16 protein-coding genes are annotated in these 15,629 nt (G+C 57.7%); 8 read left to right on the top strand and 8 right to left on the bottom strand.

Translation table 11 applies throughout. The features are described 5' to 3' along the window. Positions 1-9 precede the first annotated feature (9 nt). Positions 10-1,155, top strand: coding sequence for a trans-sulfuration enzyme family protein (locus tag JLG71_RS03755; RefSeq protein ID WP_004854188.1), 1,146 nt, complete (start codon positions 10-12; stop codon positions 1,153-1,155). Positions 1,156-1,234: 79 nt separating this feature from the next. Here the strand turns inward: JLG71_RS03755 and JLG71_RS03750 are convergent, their stop codons facing one another. Beyond that, positions 1,235-2,134: a LysR family transcriptional regulator gene (locus JLG71_RS03750; protein ID WP_014226851.1), complete on the bottom strand. Its 900-nt coding sequence runs from the start codon at positions 2,132-2,134 to the stop codon at positions 1,235-1,237. 98 nt (positions 2,135-2,232) lie between these two features. Between JLG71_RS03750 and JLG71_RS03745 the strand changes: the two genes are divergently transcribed. The 4 genes from JLG71_RS03745 (at position 2,233) to JLG71_RS03730 (ending at position 5,924) form a co-directional block, all read left to right on the top strand. Beyond that, positions 2,233-2,835: a short chain dehydrogenase gene (locus tag JLG71_RS03745; protein WP_025105932.1), complete on the top strand. Its 603-nt coding sequence runs from the start codon at positions 2,233-2,235 to the stop codon at positions 2,833-2,835. A 106-nt stretch (positions 2,836-2,941) separates the two neighbouring features. Beyond that, the gene (locus JLG71_RS03740; protein ID WP_032692867.1) at positions 2,942-3,280 is read left to right on the top strand and encodes a hypothetical protein; all 339 of its coding nucleotides are present in this window, start codon (positions 2,942-2,944) and stop codon (positions 3,278-3,280) included. A 262-nt stretch (positions 3,281-3,542) separates the two neighbouring features. Further along, the gene (locus JLG71_RS03735; protein ID WP_064377965.1) at positions 3,543-5,462 is read left to right on the top strand and encodes a tyrosine-protein phosphatase; all 1,920 of its coding nucleotides are present in this window, start codon (positions 3,543-3,545) and stop codon (positions 5,460-5,462) included. Between the two features lie 273 nt (positions 5,463-5,735). Then, positions 5,736-5,924, top strand: coding sequence for a hypothetical protein (locus JLG71_RS03730; protein WP_014226855.1), 189 nt, complete (start codon positions 5,736-5,738; stop codon positions 5,922-5,924). 333 nt (positions 5,925-6,257) lie between these two features. On the opposite strand, the gene JLG71_RS03725 is transcribed toward JLG71_RS03730, so the two are convergent. The 3 genes from JLG71_RS03725 to JLG71_RS28525 all read right to left on the bottom strand — a co-directional run bounded on the left by JLG71_RS03725 (position 6,258) and on the right by JLG71_RS28525 (position 9,796). Continuing rightward, positions 6,258-7,439: an aminotransferase-like domain-containing protein gene (locus JLG71_RS03725; RefSeq protein ID WP_014226856.1), complete on the bottom strand. Its 1,182-nt coding sequence runs from the start codon at positions 7,437-7,439 to the stop codon at positions 6,258-6,260. 265 nt (positions 7,440-7,704) lie between these two features. Next, the gene (gss, locus tag JLG71_RS03720) at positions 7,705-9,576 is read right to left on the bottom strand and encodes a bifunctional glutathionylspermidine amidase/synthase (protein WP_009654105.1); all 1,872 of its coding nucleotides are present in this window, start codon (positions 9,574-9,576) and stop codon (positions 7,705-7,707) included. 76 nt (positions 9,577-9,652) lie between these two features. Then, positions 9,653-9,796, bottom strand: a complete 144-nt coding sequence (locus tag JLG71_RS28525) for a hypothetical protein (protein ID WP_305955792.1) — start codon at positions 9,794-9,796, stop codon at positions 9,653-9,655. On the opposite strand from JLG71_RS28525, the gene JLG71_RS03715 reads away from it, so the two are divergent. Both JLG71_RS03715 and yghU read left to right on the top strand, forming a co-directional pair. Beyond that, a complete protein-coding gene (locus JLG71_RS03715; protein WP_014226858.1) occupies positions 9,784-10,344 on the top strand; it encodes a DsbA family protein in 561 nt (186 codons plus the stop codon). The two genes, JLG71_RS28525 and JLG71_RS03715, sit on opposite strands and share 13 nt — an antisense overlap. 72 nt (positions 10,345-10,416) lie before the next feature. After that, positions 10,417-11,283 carry a glutathione-dependent disulfide-bond oxidoreductase gene (gene yghU, locus JLG71_RS03710; protein WP_014226859.1) on the top strand — a complete coding sequence of 289 codons (867 nt, stop codon included), beginning with the start codon at positions 10,417-10,419 and terminating at the stop codon, positions 11,281-11,283. Positions 11,284-11,318: 35 nt separating this feature from the next. Here yghU and yghX read toward each other — a convergent pair whose 3' ends face one another. The 4 genes from yghX to exbB all read right to left on the bottom strand — a co-directional run bounded on the left by yghX (position 11,319) and on the right by exbB (position 14,128). Further along, positions 11,319-12,206 carry a YghX family hydrolase gene (gene yghX / locus JLG71_RS03705; protein ID WP_048260445.1) on the bottom strand — a complete coding sequence of 296 codons (888 nt, stop codon included), beginning with the start codon at positions 12,204-12,206 and terminating at the stop codon, positions 11,319-11,321. Positions 12,207-12,327: 121 nt separating this feature from the next. Continuing rightward, positions 12,328-12,822 carry a TIGR00645 family protein gene (locus JLG71_RS03700; RefSeq protein ID WP_004105804.1) on the bottom strand — a complete coding sequence of 165 codons (495 nt, stop codon included), beginning with the start codon at positions 12,820-12,822 and terminating at the stop codon, positions 12,328-12,330. Between the two features lie 142 nt (positions 12,823-12,964). After that, positions 12,965-13,390, bottom strand: a complete 426-nt coding sequence (gene exbD / locus JLG71_RS03695; RefSeq protein ID WP_014226862.1) for a TonB system transport protein ExbD — start codon at positions 13,388-13,390, stop codon at positions 12,965-12,967. Between the two features lie 6 nt (positions 13,391-13,396). Then, positions 13,397-14,128 (bottom strand): tol-pal system-associated acyl-CoA thioesterase, encoded by a 732-nt coding sequence (exbB, locus tag JLG71_RS03690; RefSeq protein WP_004105812.1) that lies wholly within the window; start codon positions 14,126-14,128, stop codon positions 13,397-13,399. Between the two features lie 251 nt (positions 14,129-14,379). Between exbB and metC the strand changes: the two genes are divergently transcribed. Then, complete coding sequence (gene metC, locus JLG71_RS03685) at positions 14,380-15,567, top strand: cystathionine beta-lyase (protein WP_032692874.1); 1,188 nt, start codon at positions 14,380-14,382, stop codon at positions 15,565-15,567. Positions 15,568-15,629 lie beyond the last annotated feature (62 nt).

The following is a 15,629-nucleotide window of genomic DNA, read 5'->3' as shown; positions in this document are numbered from 1 at the left end:
GACTTCTCAATGACAAATTTGCATACCCTGAGCGTACATAGCGGCACATTTACCGATGAACACGGCGCGGTGATGCCGCCTATTTATGCCACCTCCACCTTTGCTCAGCCCGCGCCGGGCCAGCATACCGGGTACGAATATTCGCGCAGCGGCAACCCGACCCGTCACGCGCTGGAGACGGCGATTGCCGACCTGGAAAGCGGCACGCGCGGCTACGCCTTTGCTTCCGGCCTTGCGGCCATCTCAACCGTGCTGGAGCTGCTGGATAAAGACAGCCACCTGGTCGCCGTCGACGACGTCTACGGCGGCACATACCGGCTTATTGAAAACGTTCGCCGCCGCAGCGCCGGCCTGCGGGTGAGCTGGGTGAAGCCCGACGATCTGGCGGCCATCGAAGCGGCTATTCGGCCCGATACGCGCATGATCTGGGTTGAAACGCCGACCAACCCGCTGCTTAAGCTGGCCGACCTCAGCGCCATCGCCGCCATTGCGCGGCGGCACAATATTATCAGCGTCACCGACAACACCTTCGCCTCGCCGGCTATCCATCGTCCGCTGGAGCTGGGCTTTGATATCGTGGTGCATTCGGCGACCAAATACCTTAACGGCCACTCCGATGTGGTCGCCGGGCTGGCGGTGGTCGGCGACAACGCCGCGCTGGCGGAAAAGCTGGGCTACCTGCAAAACGCGGTCGGCGGCGTCCTCGACCCGTTCAGCAGCTTCCTGACGCTGCGCGGTATTCGTACCCTGGCGCTGCGTATGGAGCGCCACAGCAGCAATGCGCTGCTGCTCGCCGAGTGGCTGGAGCAGCAGCCGCAGGTCGAAAGGGTCTGGTTCCCGTGGCTGGCCTCGCATCCGCATCATCAGCTGGCGCGCAGGCAGATGGCGCTTCCCGGCGGAATGATCTCCGTGGTGGTCAAAGGCGACGATGGCTACGCCGAGCGGATTATTCGTAAGCTGAAGCTGTTTACCCTCGCGGAGAGCCTCGGCGGCGTGGAAAGCCTGGTGAGCCAGCCGTTTAGCATGACTCACGCGTCGATCCCGCTGGAGCAGCGTTTAGCCAACGGCATTACTCCACAGCTGATTCGGCTGTCGGTAGGCATTGAAGATCCGCAGGATCTGATCGCCGACTGGCGCCACGCGCTGCGCGACTAAGCAGATTGCCCGGCGGCGGCTAACGCCTTGCCGGGCGACAAGATCCCCCATCACATCAGGCCCGCCGCCCGGCAGAGAATTAAGCTGTCTGCCCGTTCTGGCCCTGCCCCTGCAGAAGATGCTCAACAAAGCGCGTCAGCTTCGGCAGCGGCCGCAGATCCTGCCGCCAGAGCAGGTGAATCGGCCTCGGCTGCGGGGTATACGCCTCGAGCACGCGCACCAGTTTGCCGCACTCGAGCGCATCCGCCAGCAGCACCTCCGGCTGCAGCAGCAGCCCGGCGCCGGCGATCGCCGCCGTTCGCAGCGCGTAGCCATCATTACAGCGCAGAACAGCGTCGCGCTTCCAGCGTACGCCCTCCTCCGCGCCCGGCAGCTTCCACTCATTGCGCGCGGTCCACACCGTATGCGACAAACAGAGATGATCGGCCAGGTCCGCAGGCGTTGTCGGCGTACCGTGGCGGGCTAAATACCCGGGCGCGGCGCAGATCGTCATCCGGTAGGGCGCGAGATACTTTGCCACCAGATCGTTATTGCGGATCTCGCCGATGCGGATCGCCAGATCGATGCCCTCATCCACCAGATCGACCATCCGGTTGGTCAGATCCAGCTCCACGCGCACGTCGGGCCAGGCCTGCAGAAACGTGGCGGTCAGCGGGGCAATCACGCAGGCGCCAAACGACGTCGGCGCGCTTATCCGCAGCGTGCCCGCGGGCGCGACCCGTAGTCTCTCCACTGAACTTTCGGCGATGGAGACCTGCTCCAGGACGCGTTTCGCCTCGTCAAAATAGACCCGCCCGGCGTCGGTCAGGCTCTGGCGGCGGGTATTGCGCTCAAGAAGACGGGTATTAAGCTGCCGCTCGATCAGCGCGATATATTTCCCGACCATCACCGCCGACATCTCGAGCCGCGCTGCGGCGCCGGTAAAGCTTCCGCACTCCACGACCGCAATAAAGGTCTCCATCGCCCGCAGCTTATCCATATTACAAACCCCTGGTTAGCAATCATTTAATTTTTAGCCAGTTTATCCGATATTTGTTTTATTAAAGAATAGCCTCTCACCCGAGAGAGGAACCTGCTATGAAAATCATCATTATTGGCGCCAGCGGTACCGTTGGCCGCGCGGTTGCGCAAGAATTAAACCAGCGTCATGAAGTCATTCGCGTCGGCCGCACTCAGGGCGACTATCAGGTCGATATCACCTCACAGCAGAGCGTGCAGAACCTGTTTGCGAAAACCGGTCGGGTAGACGCGATTGTTTCCGCCACTGGCAATCTCTTCTTTGGCCCGCTGGCGACCATGACCGACGGCGATTTCAACCAGGGCCTACAGGATAAACTCCTGGGGCAGATTCGCCTGGCGCTGACCGGCCAGCATTATCTGAACGACGGCGGTTCTATTACGCTGATTAGCGGGATCGTCGCCCATGAGCCCATCGCTCAGGGCGTCAATGCCACCACCGTCAACGCCGGGCTGGAAGGATTCGTTCGCGCCGCCGCCTGCGAACTGCCGCGCGGAATACGTATTAACCTGATTAGCCCCACCGTATTAACGGAATCGGCGGCAGCCTACGACGGTTTCTTCCCCGGTTTTACCAGCGTCCCCGCCGCCAGCGTGGCTCAGGCCTACCGCCGCAGCGTAGAAGGCGTTCAGAGCGGACGGATCTATAAGGTCGGCTACTGACCGGCGCCGCTGCGGGCCGGAATGACGCTGCCGGCCCGCGACGGCGCTTACATCCTGTTTCATCAACGGCTACACTGATCCTTCAATTTGCCTTTTTGAATGACTCATGTTGAAGAAACTCGTTTTTATTGCCCCGCTTTTGGCGCTTATCGCTCTACTTATCTGGTGGTTCACGCCCCGCTACGCCGAAGAGGACGTCGCGTACTACCGCTCCGTCTTCTGCGTTATTGACCATCAGGACAGCCGTGCGTTTCTCCGCGATATGGAAAATATGATTGAAGGCGGCAATTCGGATTATGCGCTGCATAAGACCCACTACGTGCCCGCTCTGGGCCAACGGATGCTGGACACCTGGCAGCAGTTGACGCCGGAAGAGCAGAAAAGTATCAGCCAGGACCAGCAGCGCTGTCGCCAGCTGATGAGCGAAAAGCAGCGCCCGGATTAAGGCGTATTACTGCGCAAAATGACTCGCTGATAATAATAGAAAATAACATTCTGCTGCGACGAGCGGAATGTTAAACATAAACATGGCGAATGAATAACAGTATTTAGCGCGCGCAAAAGTTATATTTAATCGATATCCTGACGTTATTATCACCCTATTTATTTAAAAAAATCGTTCTGGAAATAATTCCGTCACAATCTCCTCTTATATTTCCAAGCCTTAATAAACAGTAAATTATAACCAATAATTATCGAGGCTTATTTTGATTCGCTATATTCCCGTTTCGCTCTCTCTGGTCGCCGCCGCCGTTTCCGGCGTGCTCTACGCTGCGCCGATAAATACGCCCGTACTCGCTACGATGGATAATTTCCGCGATATCGCTGGCACGACGTCTGTTTATACCACCAGCCACGACGGCACCCTGCGCACCGGCGTTTTTTATCGTTCTAATGCTCTGGCATTATCCTCCGCGGACCAGGCGACGCTGAGCACGCTCGGTATCAGCGATGTTTATGATTTGCGCACGGCCAGCGAAATCGCCAGCAGCCCGGACGTGATGCCCGACGGGGCGAGGTATACCCATATTGATATCATCGGCAACACCGCTTCGGGCAGCAACATCACCTCAATAACGTTCAGTAGCGCCGCTGAAGCCAAAGCGATGATGCAGCAGACCAACGTCTCCTTCGTCAGCGATGCCGGGATGCGCGCCCGGTTCACCACGCTATTTAACGATCTGGCCAGCGCCGACGGCGCAGCGCTGTTCCATTGTACCGCGGGCAAGGACCGCACCGGCTGGACCGCCGCGATGCTGCTGAGCATTGCCGGCGTCGATGAGGGGACCATTATGGAAAACTACCTCGCCACCAACGACTATACCCGCCAGCGCGTCGAAGCGACCCTGGCGATGATGCCCCCCGCCATGGCGGCGATTTACGAGCCGCTGCTGGGCGTCGATGCCAGCTATCTTCAGGCCGGGCTGGATGAAATCAGCCGCGAGTACGGATCGGTGGATAACTATCTGAAGCAGGGCCTGGGGCTGTCGCAGGAGACGCTCTACGTCCTGCGCGGCAAAATGGTGCAGTACGGCCAGCTGCCGGGACAAAGCGAACTGCAGGGGAATGCGGCGCAGGGCGCTGCGCTGCTTAACGCCCTGCAAAACAGCGAGCTATCGGGCCGCTACACCGACTATAACTATTATCTGCAATCGGCCATTGATGCCGGAACCCTCGGCGGCGTGGAGACTCAGGTCGGCGGGCAGATTTACGCGGACGCCGCCAGCTACCTGCTGCGCAGCGGCTCGCGATTAGACAGGGCGTTAACGCCGAATATTGATAGCCGTCAGCTGCGGGATGGGGAAGGAAAACTGTGGCTGACCGGGCTTAGCGGCTATCTTGGCACCGATGGTTCCGCCCGCGCCGCCAGCAGTAATGAGCATACCACCGGCTCGCTGCTGGGCTATACCTGGCGGTTTAACGCGCAGCTTAGCGGCTACGGCACTCTGGGATATAGCTGGGGCTCGCTGGGCAGCGCCAGCGCCGATGCGGATGCCAACACCACTCTGCTGGGGTTCGGCGGTCGCTATGCTTTTGAGGATTTAAATCATGGCCTCTTTGCCGCCGCCGATCTCAACGCAGGCTGGATCGATTATAGCAGTACGCGCCGGCTGAATGGCGGGCTGGGTACGGCCACCGGCGATACCCATGGCCAGCTGGTTGGCGGCACGCTGCGCCTCGGCTACGTCAGTCCGCTCGATTTTGCCAGCGTTGAGTACGCCGTCGGGACCCGCCTGACCCACCTGCGGATGGACGCTTTCCGCGAAAGCGGCAGCGAGCTGGCGCTCAACGTCGACCGCGTCAGTGAAAATAACGCCAGCGGTATTGCCAATGTGAGTATCGCATTTCATTCGCAAAACGGCGGCGGCTGGCGCTTCACGCCGGCGATAAATATCGGCTATGAACACAGTTTCAGCGGCCCTTCGGTACGCACTCAGGGACAGGTTTATCACTATGAGGTCGTACAGAACGCGGCCTTCGATAGCCGTGACATGGTCAACGCTGGCGCCAGTTTGAGCATCACGCGCGGTGCGCTGAGCCTGAACCTTGGCGGCCAGGCTGACGTCGCCAGCGGCGGCGACAGCCACGGCTACAGCGGCAGCCTTAGCGTGGGCTACGCCTTTTAAACATCCCCAGCAGGCCGCCGCCGCGGGCGGCTTGCTCTTAGCCACGAAAATGCAAAGCGGTTAAACATACACCGCCGAGGATCGGCGCATTTTTCGCCGCCATGGGCAAAACGAAACGCTGGCAGGAAAGGTAAAACAGAAATTATGTTTCAATCCGCTACTGGCAGCGGCAATCATCAATCTGATGCATGATTGTCCTTACCATAAAAAGTAGTTGATCTGGTATCGACAAGCTCTTATTTTGCTTCTCAGTTTTTAAACGAGATGAAACTGATGCCTACTATTACAGCCAGTAGTATGAAAGAAGCAAAAGAGTTAATGAATTGTGGGAAGTACAAAGAAATCGTTCTCAATTTCGATATTGATGCTGACGATTTTTTCACCCTCGCAACATCCCAGTCAGGAACAAAAGTCACCATCACAGACAGAAATAATCGCTCATCGGTCAAAGCAGAAAAATAATAAAAACCCCTGAGGCTCTTCTTATGCTGTTAGCTATTGGTACCGTCGCTGTTGCTTTTCTTTCCACGTTGATGCTGATCTGGCTTGACGATCGCATTACCGACCAGGATTAACGACCGGGGCCGGCGATAAGCCGCAAAACCGCCCGCCTCTGTGTTTCTCTCGCCCGTAGCCATCGGCTGCGGGCGATTCAAAAAACCCGCCAATCCCGTTTTCACATTACGCACTGATGATTTTCGCCCGCCGGCAGATCATGCATTCGCATAAAAACAGGGGCTTAAAGAAGAAAACGAGAAGGGAGCCCCGCGCCGCCGACGGCGCGGAGCACGGCGATTACAGCGACTTCGCCAGGCGCTCGACGGCGGTCATCAGACCCTCTGTCGACACCGTCGAGTAGGACAGGCGCAGCGTGCGGGTATCCGGGTTATCGTTATAGAACGCTTCTCCTGGTACGTAGACCACGCCATTTTCCAGCGTTTTCTTCATCCATTCCATGGTATCGAACGGATAACGGAAGCGAGCCCACAGGAACATACCGCCTTTAGGACGGCTGAACGCCAGATGCTCGCCAAGCTGCGATTCCAGCGCGTCGGCCAGCGCCACGCACTTCTTGCGGTAATCTTCGCGGATCAGGGCAATCTGGCTTTCCAGACGGTTCATGCTCAGGTATTCCGCGGTGATGACCTGCGAGAGCATATTAGTGTGCAGATCCGCCGCCTGTTTAACGATCACCGTCTGCTGCGCCAGCCAGTCCGGCATCACGATCCAGCCAATACGCATCCCCGGCGCGAGGATTTTGGAGAAGGTGGAGGTATAAACCACCTGATCTTCACAGCCCAGCTCAACCGCATACTGATACAGCGGGCGGCGTACTTCATCAGTGAAGCTGATTTCACCGTACGGATCGTCTTCGATAATGACGAAGTCGTGCTTTTTCGCCAGCTCAACCAGGCGGCGACGACGAGCTTCGCTCAGGGTTTTCCCGCCAGGGTTGCCAAACGTCGGCACCAGGTAAACGGCTTTCACACGCGTGGTTTCCAGCAGATCGGCCAGCTGTTCCACCAGCATGCCGTCATCGTCGGTATCCACGCTGAGAATATTGGCCTGCGCCAGCTGGAAGACCTGCAGCGCCGCCAGATAGGTCGGACGCTCAACGACAATCGCATCACCCGGATCGAGCAGGGTGCGGGCGACGATATCCAGCGACTGCTGCGAACCGGAAGTGATATAGACATGACTTGCCGAACAGGCCACGCCGCGCGCCTGACACAGTTCGCTAACGGCCTGACGCAGCGGCGGATAACCTTCGGTCAAACCGTACTGGAACGCATCGTTAAAGCGCCCGTTCATCACCTGTTGCACCGCCAGGTTCAGGCCTTCGGTATCAAAAAGCTCCGGGGCCGGAATACCGCCGCCCAGAGAGATAACGCCGGGCAGCTTACTGTGCTTGAGGAGTTCGCGGACGGCGGAGGGCTTAAGTTCACCCGCGCGGGCGGCGAGTCGCCGATCGTGCATACTATTTTCCTTTTCTGTCTTGTTGTTGTGATGTTTTATCTATTTTTACCGTTCATTCCCCCGGCCGAACTATGCTCACTGGGGCTACGGGTTCGTATGTTCGGTAGCCCGGACAGATGCGCAGCATCGCCTCCGGGTTATTCTTCAGCAACCTGCGGCCTTCCCCCGGGGGCGGCGCGATGCGCCTTGCCCGGGCTACAAATGCCGCAGGTGACGAGAACCGCAGCCCGGATAAGGCGCTCACCGCCGCAATCCGGGGCCAAACTTAACGGCTATCTGTGTCTTTTAGCACGATTAACGGCTCAATATCGCTCTCTTTTTTAACTACCAGAGAATCATCTCCGCGCAGGCAGGTCCCGCCGTAGTTACCGCCGACGGTGAAGGTGCAAACCTGGATGTATTTGCCATCCACTTTTGGCAGGCACCACAGCTGCTGGTAGATATTTTTGCGGTCGAAAAACTGGCCGCTGGTTTTATCCAGCACTTCGTCCTGCGGGCCTATCAGGTCGATATTGTTGCCGCAGCGGCCCGAGATAGGCTTAACCGCATAGCCGCTTTCCGCCAGCTGCTCGTTGACCACAAAATCGGTATCCAGAAGATAGCGATGATTGGGGAACAGCGACCAAAGCACCGGCAAAATCGCCTTGTTGCCGGGGATAACCGTCCACAGCGGCTCGAAGACTAACACTTCCGGGCGCAGCAGGACGTCAATCAGGCGCACTTCATTATTCGGGTGTCCGGTACGTATCGGCACCGCCGCGTACTCATCGGCGCTGACTTCCCGCACCTGCTCAATGGCGGTCTCCCATGCCCAGGTTTTCCAGACGCAGTTGACCAGACGACCGTCGGCATCAATCAGCTGCCCGGCGGCATCCCAGCGCAGTTCATCCAGGCCAAACAGAATTTTGCTCTCGAAGCCGGCCTGGGTCAGCGAACGCTGGATAAACTGCGCGTGGTAGTTCTCCTCCAGATCCTTATCCTGCATGATGTGCACGAAAGGACGCGCCCGGCTGTGCTTCCACGCTCCGGCCAGCTCATCCAGCAGATTTTCCGCCGGGTTGTGACCGGTGCCGTAGTAGCCCTGCTTCAGCCACTGCTCGAGGATCAGCCCGCCTTCGGTATGGCAGGACGCGGAATCGGCGTTGTACTCATACACCTTGAGCCCGCGCTCATCCATACAGAAATCCATGCGGCCGGTAATCATATGATGGCGACGGCGCTGCCACGAGAGGCGCAGACGCGGCCAGAGAATTTTCGGAATATCGAACAGCGCCAGCAGGCTGTCATCCTTCATCACCTTGTCGGTGGCGTGCAGGTACATCAGATGCAGCTCATTGGTGGCTTTGATAAGCTCCTGCTCGGCGCTTTCGGTGATGGTGAAATACTGGTAAGGGTCTTTATTGATGACGTGGCCGTTGGCTTCCACGTAGGCTTTTTGCAGTGAATCTTTCTCGTTGAGCCAGTTGCCGCGGTATTGGCCTTTATTCGGCAGACGCGCGCCTTTGATGGCCATCGCCTCACCCGGCAGCACCGGCTGCGGCAGGCTGTGCTCGGTATCGGCGGTTTGGATCATCCAGCCGAGGATTTCGGTATCGGCAAAGGTGTCTTTAATCGTGTAGAGGCCGTTTTTCACTTCCAGCGTCAGCTCGCGGGTCCACTGCTGGCCCTGCGGCAGCGGCGAGTGAATGACGTTCTGTTCGGCGATCCTGACCTTATTCCCTATCAGTTGCGTAATCACCGCCACGTGGCCCGTGTGCTTAAACTCGCCGCCTTTCTGCCAGATCAGCAGTGAGCCGGCGAGAGGCGGACGGCGGGAGCCGTTGGCGAACGCCTGCAGCGGCAGAATATTGTCGTTGACCACCTCGCGGAGAAAACGCAGGGAGAAGATTTCGTAGGCCATGCCGACATCGGTGAAAACAAAACCGTAGGTGAGGAACAGAAAGCGGCGCGCGAACTCCACGCACTGCCATTTGTGCCCCATATACTCATTACCGATATAGCTGCGGAACGTGGCGTCATCCGGATAATCTTGCGGATTTAAGCTACTGTAATTAGAAGAATAAATCGCCACGCCGCCCGGTGCGTAGCCTAATAGTGTACCAAACGGGGCGTCACTGCTTGTGGAACCTTTGCTCATTTAGCCTGACCTCAAATTAATGCAGCCCGGGCAGTTGGCGAAACAAAACTCCCTCTTCTTATCCTGCCGCAGGCACTTACCAGACAGAGGTGGAATGATGATACCACTCATTCGATTCGCTAATCGTGCCCTTAAGGAAAATAAGCCTGCGCCCCCGGGCAAAAGTGATATCGTTATTTGAGATAAAAAAACAATCAGGAGTCGACAATGAGCACACCATCGCATCTGACCGCCCAACCGCTGGTCTGGGGGCATGGCCCCCGCACCTTTGAGGTGTTCCTCGAACCCACCTGTCCTTTCTCCGTGCGGGCATTTAATAAGCTTGATGACCTGCTGGATGAAGTTGGCGCGGATAACGTGACGATCAAAATTCGTCTGCAGTCTCAACCGTGGCATCTGTTTTCCGGCGTCATCGTCCGCTGCGTTCTCGCAGCATCCACCCTGCCGCACGGCCGCGAGCAGGCGCATAAGGTGCTTAAAGCCGTCGCCGACCACCGCGAAGAGTTTGAGTTTACCGACCACTGCAGCGGGCCGAACATGAACGCCACGCCGCAGCAGATTATCGAGCGTATCGAACGCTATAGCCACGTCTCGCTGGCCGCGGCGTTTGCCCGCCCGGAGCTGCAAAACGAGATCAAATGGCATAGCAAGTACGCGCGCCAGAACGGCATCCACGTGTCGCCGACCTTTATGGTTAACGGCCTGGTGCAGGCGGATCTCGGCAGCGGCGACGACGTCAGCGTATGGGCCGCGCGGATTCTGGCTTAGTACGACTCTCCCGCGCCGGCGCGGTAACGCCAGCGACACGACATCAACACCTCACTAAAAAGGCAGATCAGCATGTCAGAGAATAACTACCAGCCACCTAAAGTGTGGGAATGGAAGCAAAACAACGGCGGCGCATTCGCCAATATCAACCGTCCCGTCTCCGGCGCAACGCACGATCGGGAGCTGCCGGTGGGCGCGCATCCGCTTCAGCTCTATTCGCTGGGGACGCCCAACGGCCAGAAAGTGACCATTATGCTGGAAGAGCTGCTGGCGTTAGGCGTCAGCGGCGCGGAGTACGACGCCTGGCTGATTCGCATCGGCGAAGGCGATCAGTTCTCCAGCGGCTTTGTCGAGGTTAATCCGAACTCAAAAATCCCCGCGCTCCGCGACCACTCCACCACTCCGCCGACCCGCGTTTTTGAATCCGGCAGCATCCTGCTCTATCTGGCGGAAAAGTTCGGCTTCTTCCTGCCCAAAGATCCGGCAGGCCGCGCCGAAACCCTCAACTGGCTGTTCTGGCTGCAGGGCTCGGCTCCGTTCCTCGGCGGCGGCTTTGGCCACTTCTTCAGCTATGCGCCGGTGAAAATCGAATACGCGATCGACCGCTTTACGATGGAAGCCAAGCGCCAGCTTGACGTGCTGGACAAGCAGCTTGCCCGCGGCCGTTTTGTGGCAGGAGAGGAGTACACCATCGCCGACATGGCCATCTGGCCGTGGTACGGCAACGTGGTGCTGGGGAATGTTTACAACGCCGCCGAGTTCCTGGATGCCGGTAGCTATAAAAACGTGCTGCGCTGGGCGCAGGATGTGGGTAAGCGCCCCGCCGTTCAGCGCGGGCGGATGGTTAACCGCACCTCAGGCCCGCTCAACGAGCAGCTTCACGAGCGCCATGACGCCAGCGACTTCGACACGCAAACCGAAGATAAACGCCAGGCGTAGCGCCCATGCCCGCCGGAGGCTTCCGCCTCCGGTTTTTAGCGCAAATACTTCTCAAACCACGCCAGCGTGCGTTGCCAGGCCAGGTCAGCCGCGGCCCGGTCGTAGCGCGGCGTGGAGTCATTATGAAAGCCGTGGTTAACACCCTGATAAATATAGGCCTCGTAGACTTTATTATGCGCCTTCAGCGCCTGTTCATAGGCGGGCCAGCCCTCATTAATGCCGCTATCGAGTCCGGCATAATGCAGCAGCAGCGGCGCTTTAATTTTATCGACCTCATTCAGCGGCGGCTGGCGGCCGTAAAACGGCACCGAGCAGGCCAGCTCAGGGATCGCCACCGCCGCCGCGTTGCTGACGCCGCCGCCGTAGCAGAACCCGGTGATACCGACCTTCCCCGTCGCCTGCGGATGCTTCGCCATAAACGCGACCGCCGCAAAGAAATCATTCATCAGCTTCACGGGATCGACTTTCTGCTGTAGCGCGCGGCCTTCATCATCATTACCGGGATAGCCGCCGACGGAACTCAGGCCATCCGGCGCCAGCGCGATATAGCCCGCTTTCGCCACCCGCCGGGCAACGTCTTCAATATAGGGATTCAGGCCGCGATTCTCATGAACCACCACCACGGCGGGCGCTTTGTCGGCTATTTTCGCCGGCGTCACCTGATAAGCCCGCACTTCGCCGTGGCCGTCAGGAGAAGGGTAATGAATATACTCCGGACGGATATCCGGGTCGGTAAACGCCACCTGCTCCGCCAGAGCATAGTCGGGCTTCAGCAGGTTAAACAGCGCCAGCGCGGTCATCCCGCCGACGGTATACTTCCCCGCCAGCTGGAGAAACTCGCGTTTGCTGATTTTGCCGTGGGCGTAGTAGTCATAGTATTCGAGCAGCTGCTGCGGAAAATCTTTGGCCGTTAGTCGCGTCATCACCCTGCCTCCGTTATTAAGCGCCCTTTAAGCAAAGCAGAAGCCCGGACATACGCCAGTGGAGAAAAGCAGAAACGGGGAGTAAAAAGCCCAGCGGCCAACACCGCCGGGGGAGGAGGGATCAGTGTTTCACTTTGGTCAGACGATCGAGGTAGCCCATCACAAAGGCCGACAGCACAAAGGTCAGGTGGATGATGACGTACCACATCAGCTTATTGTCCGGGACGTTTTTCGCATCCATAAACACCCGCAGCAGATGAATGGAAGAGATCGCCACGATGGAGGCGGCAACCTTATTTTTCAGCGAAGTGGCGTCCATTTTGCCCAGCCAGCTGAGCTTCTCCTTGCCCTCGTTGATATCCAGCTGGGAAACAAAATTTTCATAGCCGGAGAACATCACCATCACCAGCAGACCGCCCACCAGGGTCATATCCACCAGCGACAGCAGGGTCAAAATCATATCCGACTCACTGACGCTGAAAATATGCGGCAGTATGTGGAAGATCTCCTGAAAAAATTTGATCGTCAGCGCAATCAAACCGAGCGAAAGGCCAAAATAAACCGGCGCCAGCAGCCAGCGCGAGGCGTACATAGCATTTTCCAGAAAGCGTTCCATAAGATCCTGTCAGTTAACATAAACGGCCGCCATTATACCGCAACAGGGCAACGTTATAGCAACAGGCGTCCAACAAGAGAGCGATTCGAGGAGATAAAAAAAGCTGGCGCAAGGCCAGCCTGAGAAGATGCGTGGAGAGAGATTACTTCGCTTTGACGGTTTCTTCGCCCACCAGGCCAATCTTCAGATAGCCCGCCTGATGCAGGGTATCCATGACCTTCATCATCGTCTCGTAGTCCACGGTTTTATCCGCGCGGAAGAAGACGGTGGTGTCTTTCTTGCCTTCGGTCAGCGCATCCAGCGAGGCGATCATGCTCTCGTCGGTAATGGGGTCATTGCCGAGGAACATGGTTTTATCCGCCTTCACCGACAGATAGATCGGCTTTTCCGGACGCGGCTGCGGCTGGCTGGAGGAAGCAGGCAGATTCACCTTCACGTCGACGGTAGCCAGCGGCGCCGCCACCATAAAGATGATTAACAGCACCAGCATGACGTCGATGAACGGCGTCACGTTGATGTCGTGCATTTCGCCGTTATCATCGAGGTTTTCGTTAAAATGCATCGCCATAAAGCATTAACCTACGCGTAGTTTCTGGGCGGTACGTACCGGCTTAACGCCGCTGGCGCTCAGGTCCAGGTCGCGGCTTTGCAGCAGCAGAACCTGGGCGGCGACATCGCCAAGGGACGCTTTATAGCTGGCGATCATGCGGGCAAAAATGTTGTAGATGACCACCGCCGGAATCGCAGCGAACAGGCCAATTGCCGTGGCCAGCAGCGCTTCCGCGATACCCGGAGCAACCACCGCCAGGTTAGTGGTCTGGGTCTGGGCAATCCCGATAAAGCTGTTCATGATGCCCCAGACGGTACCAAACAGGCCGACGAACGGGGAAATCGCGCCGATGGTCGCCAGATAACCGTTGCCGCGTCCCATGTAACGACCTACCGCCGCCACACGACGCTCCAGTCGGAAACCGGTACGCTCTTTAATGCCTTCGTTATCTTCAGAACCCGCGGAAAGCTCAAGCTCATTTTGCGCTTCGTTGATCAGCTGCGAGGTCAGGCTTTTCGCATCGAAACCGTTAGCGATATCGCTGGCCTGGTCGAGAGAGCGTGCTTCAGCAACCAGCTGCTGTTCGCGCTTGAGGCGGCGCTTGCTGGCCAGGATCTCTGCGCCTTTGCCGAAAAAGATAGCCCATGTGACTACCGACGCCAGAATCAGGCCGATCATCACTACCTTAACGACAATATCGGCATGATGATACATACCCCAAACGGAGAGATCCGCCTGCATCAAATTATTACCCACACTGTATCTCCAGGACGTAAATCACAAAATCTGCGCACAATAATATCAAAACGACATCGAATTGATAGTGGTTCTCATTAGTATTTACACTGTGCAGCAAATCACGTTTATTTTCCTTGCGCTTACGCAGTAAAAAAGTTGCTGACCCCGCCGTTGATAAAATTTTTACCTGTATCCGCCGCGACCCGGTACATCAACGGGCATTCATGTTAGTTTAGACGTCCAGACGTATAAAAACAGGTTATCTGAACATGGCTGATAAACATCTTGATACTGCGCTGGTTCACGCCGGGCGCAGCAAAAAATACACCCTGGGCTCGGTAAACAGCGTCATTCAGCGCGCCTCATCGCTGGTTTTCGACACCGTCGAAGCGAAAAAGCACGCGACGCGCAACCGCGCCAAAGGCGAGCTGTTCTACGGGCGTCGCGGGACGCTGACCCATTTCTCCCTGCAGGAAGCGATGTGCGAGCTGGAAGGCGGCGCCGGCTGCGCCCTCTTCCCCTGCGGCGCGGCGGCGGTCGCGAATACCATTCTGGCGTTCGTCGAGCAGGGCGACCATATTCTGGTGACCAACACCGCCTATGAGCCTACCCAGGATTTCTGTACGAAAATTCTCGCCAAACTCGGCGTCACCACCGGCTGGTTCGACCCGCTCATCGGCGGCGATATCGCTCGTCTGGTGCAGCCGAACACCCGCGTGGTGTTCCTCGAATCCCCCGGCTCCATCACCATGGAAGTCCATGATGTTCCGGCGATCGTCGCGGCGGTACGTCGCGTCGCTCCCGAAGCCATCATTATGATCGACAACACATGGGCGGCGGGCGTGCTGTTTAAAGCGCTGGAGTTTGGTATCGATATCTCCATTCAGGCCGGCACCAAATATCTGATCGGCCATTCCGACGCGATGGTGGGTACCGCCGTGTCCAATGAGCGCTGCTGGGCGCAGCTGCGCGAAAACGCCTATCTGATGGGGCAAATGGTGGATGCCGATACCGCCTATATGACCAGCCGCGGCCTGCGCACCCTGGCCGTCCGCCTGCGTCAGCACCATGAAAGCAGCCTGCAGATTGCCGAATGGCTGGCGCAGCATCCGCAGGTGGCGCGCGTGAATCATCCCGCCCTGCCCGGCAGCAAAGGCCATGAGTACTGGAAGCGCGACTTCACCGGCAGCAGCGGTCTGTTCTCTTTCGTGCTCAATAAACGCCTGACCGACGCCGAACTCTCCGCTTATCTGGACCACTTCAGCTTGTTCAGCATGGCCTACTCCTGGGGCGGCTTTGAATCGCTGATTTTAGCCAACCAGCCGGAACACATTGCCGCAATCCGTCCTGATGCTGAAGTTGATTTCAGCGGCACGCTGATCCGCCTTCATGTCGGGTTAGAAAATGTTACCGATCTGCTGGATGATTTAGCGGCGGGCTTCGCGCGTATCGTGTAAAGTGACAGTCAGTGGCAACAATAGCGGACGTTTTTTAGAAAAACGGCCGCTTTAGTTGCGCC

Origin of the sequence: Klebsiella michiganensis (assembly GCF_015139575.1) — a bacterium.
GTDB lineage: Bacteria > Pseudomonadota > Gammaproteobacteria > Enterobacterales > Enterobacteriaceae > Klebsiella > Klebsiella michiganensis.
Note: the sequence above shows the minus strand (reverse complement) of the source record. Positions and strands in the feature narration are given on the sequence as shown.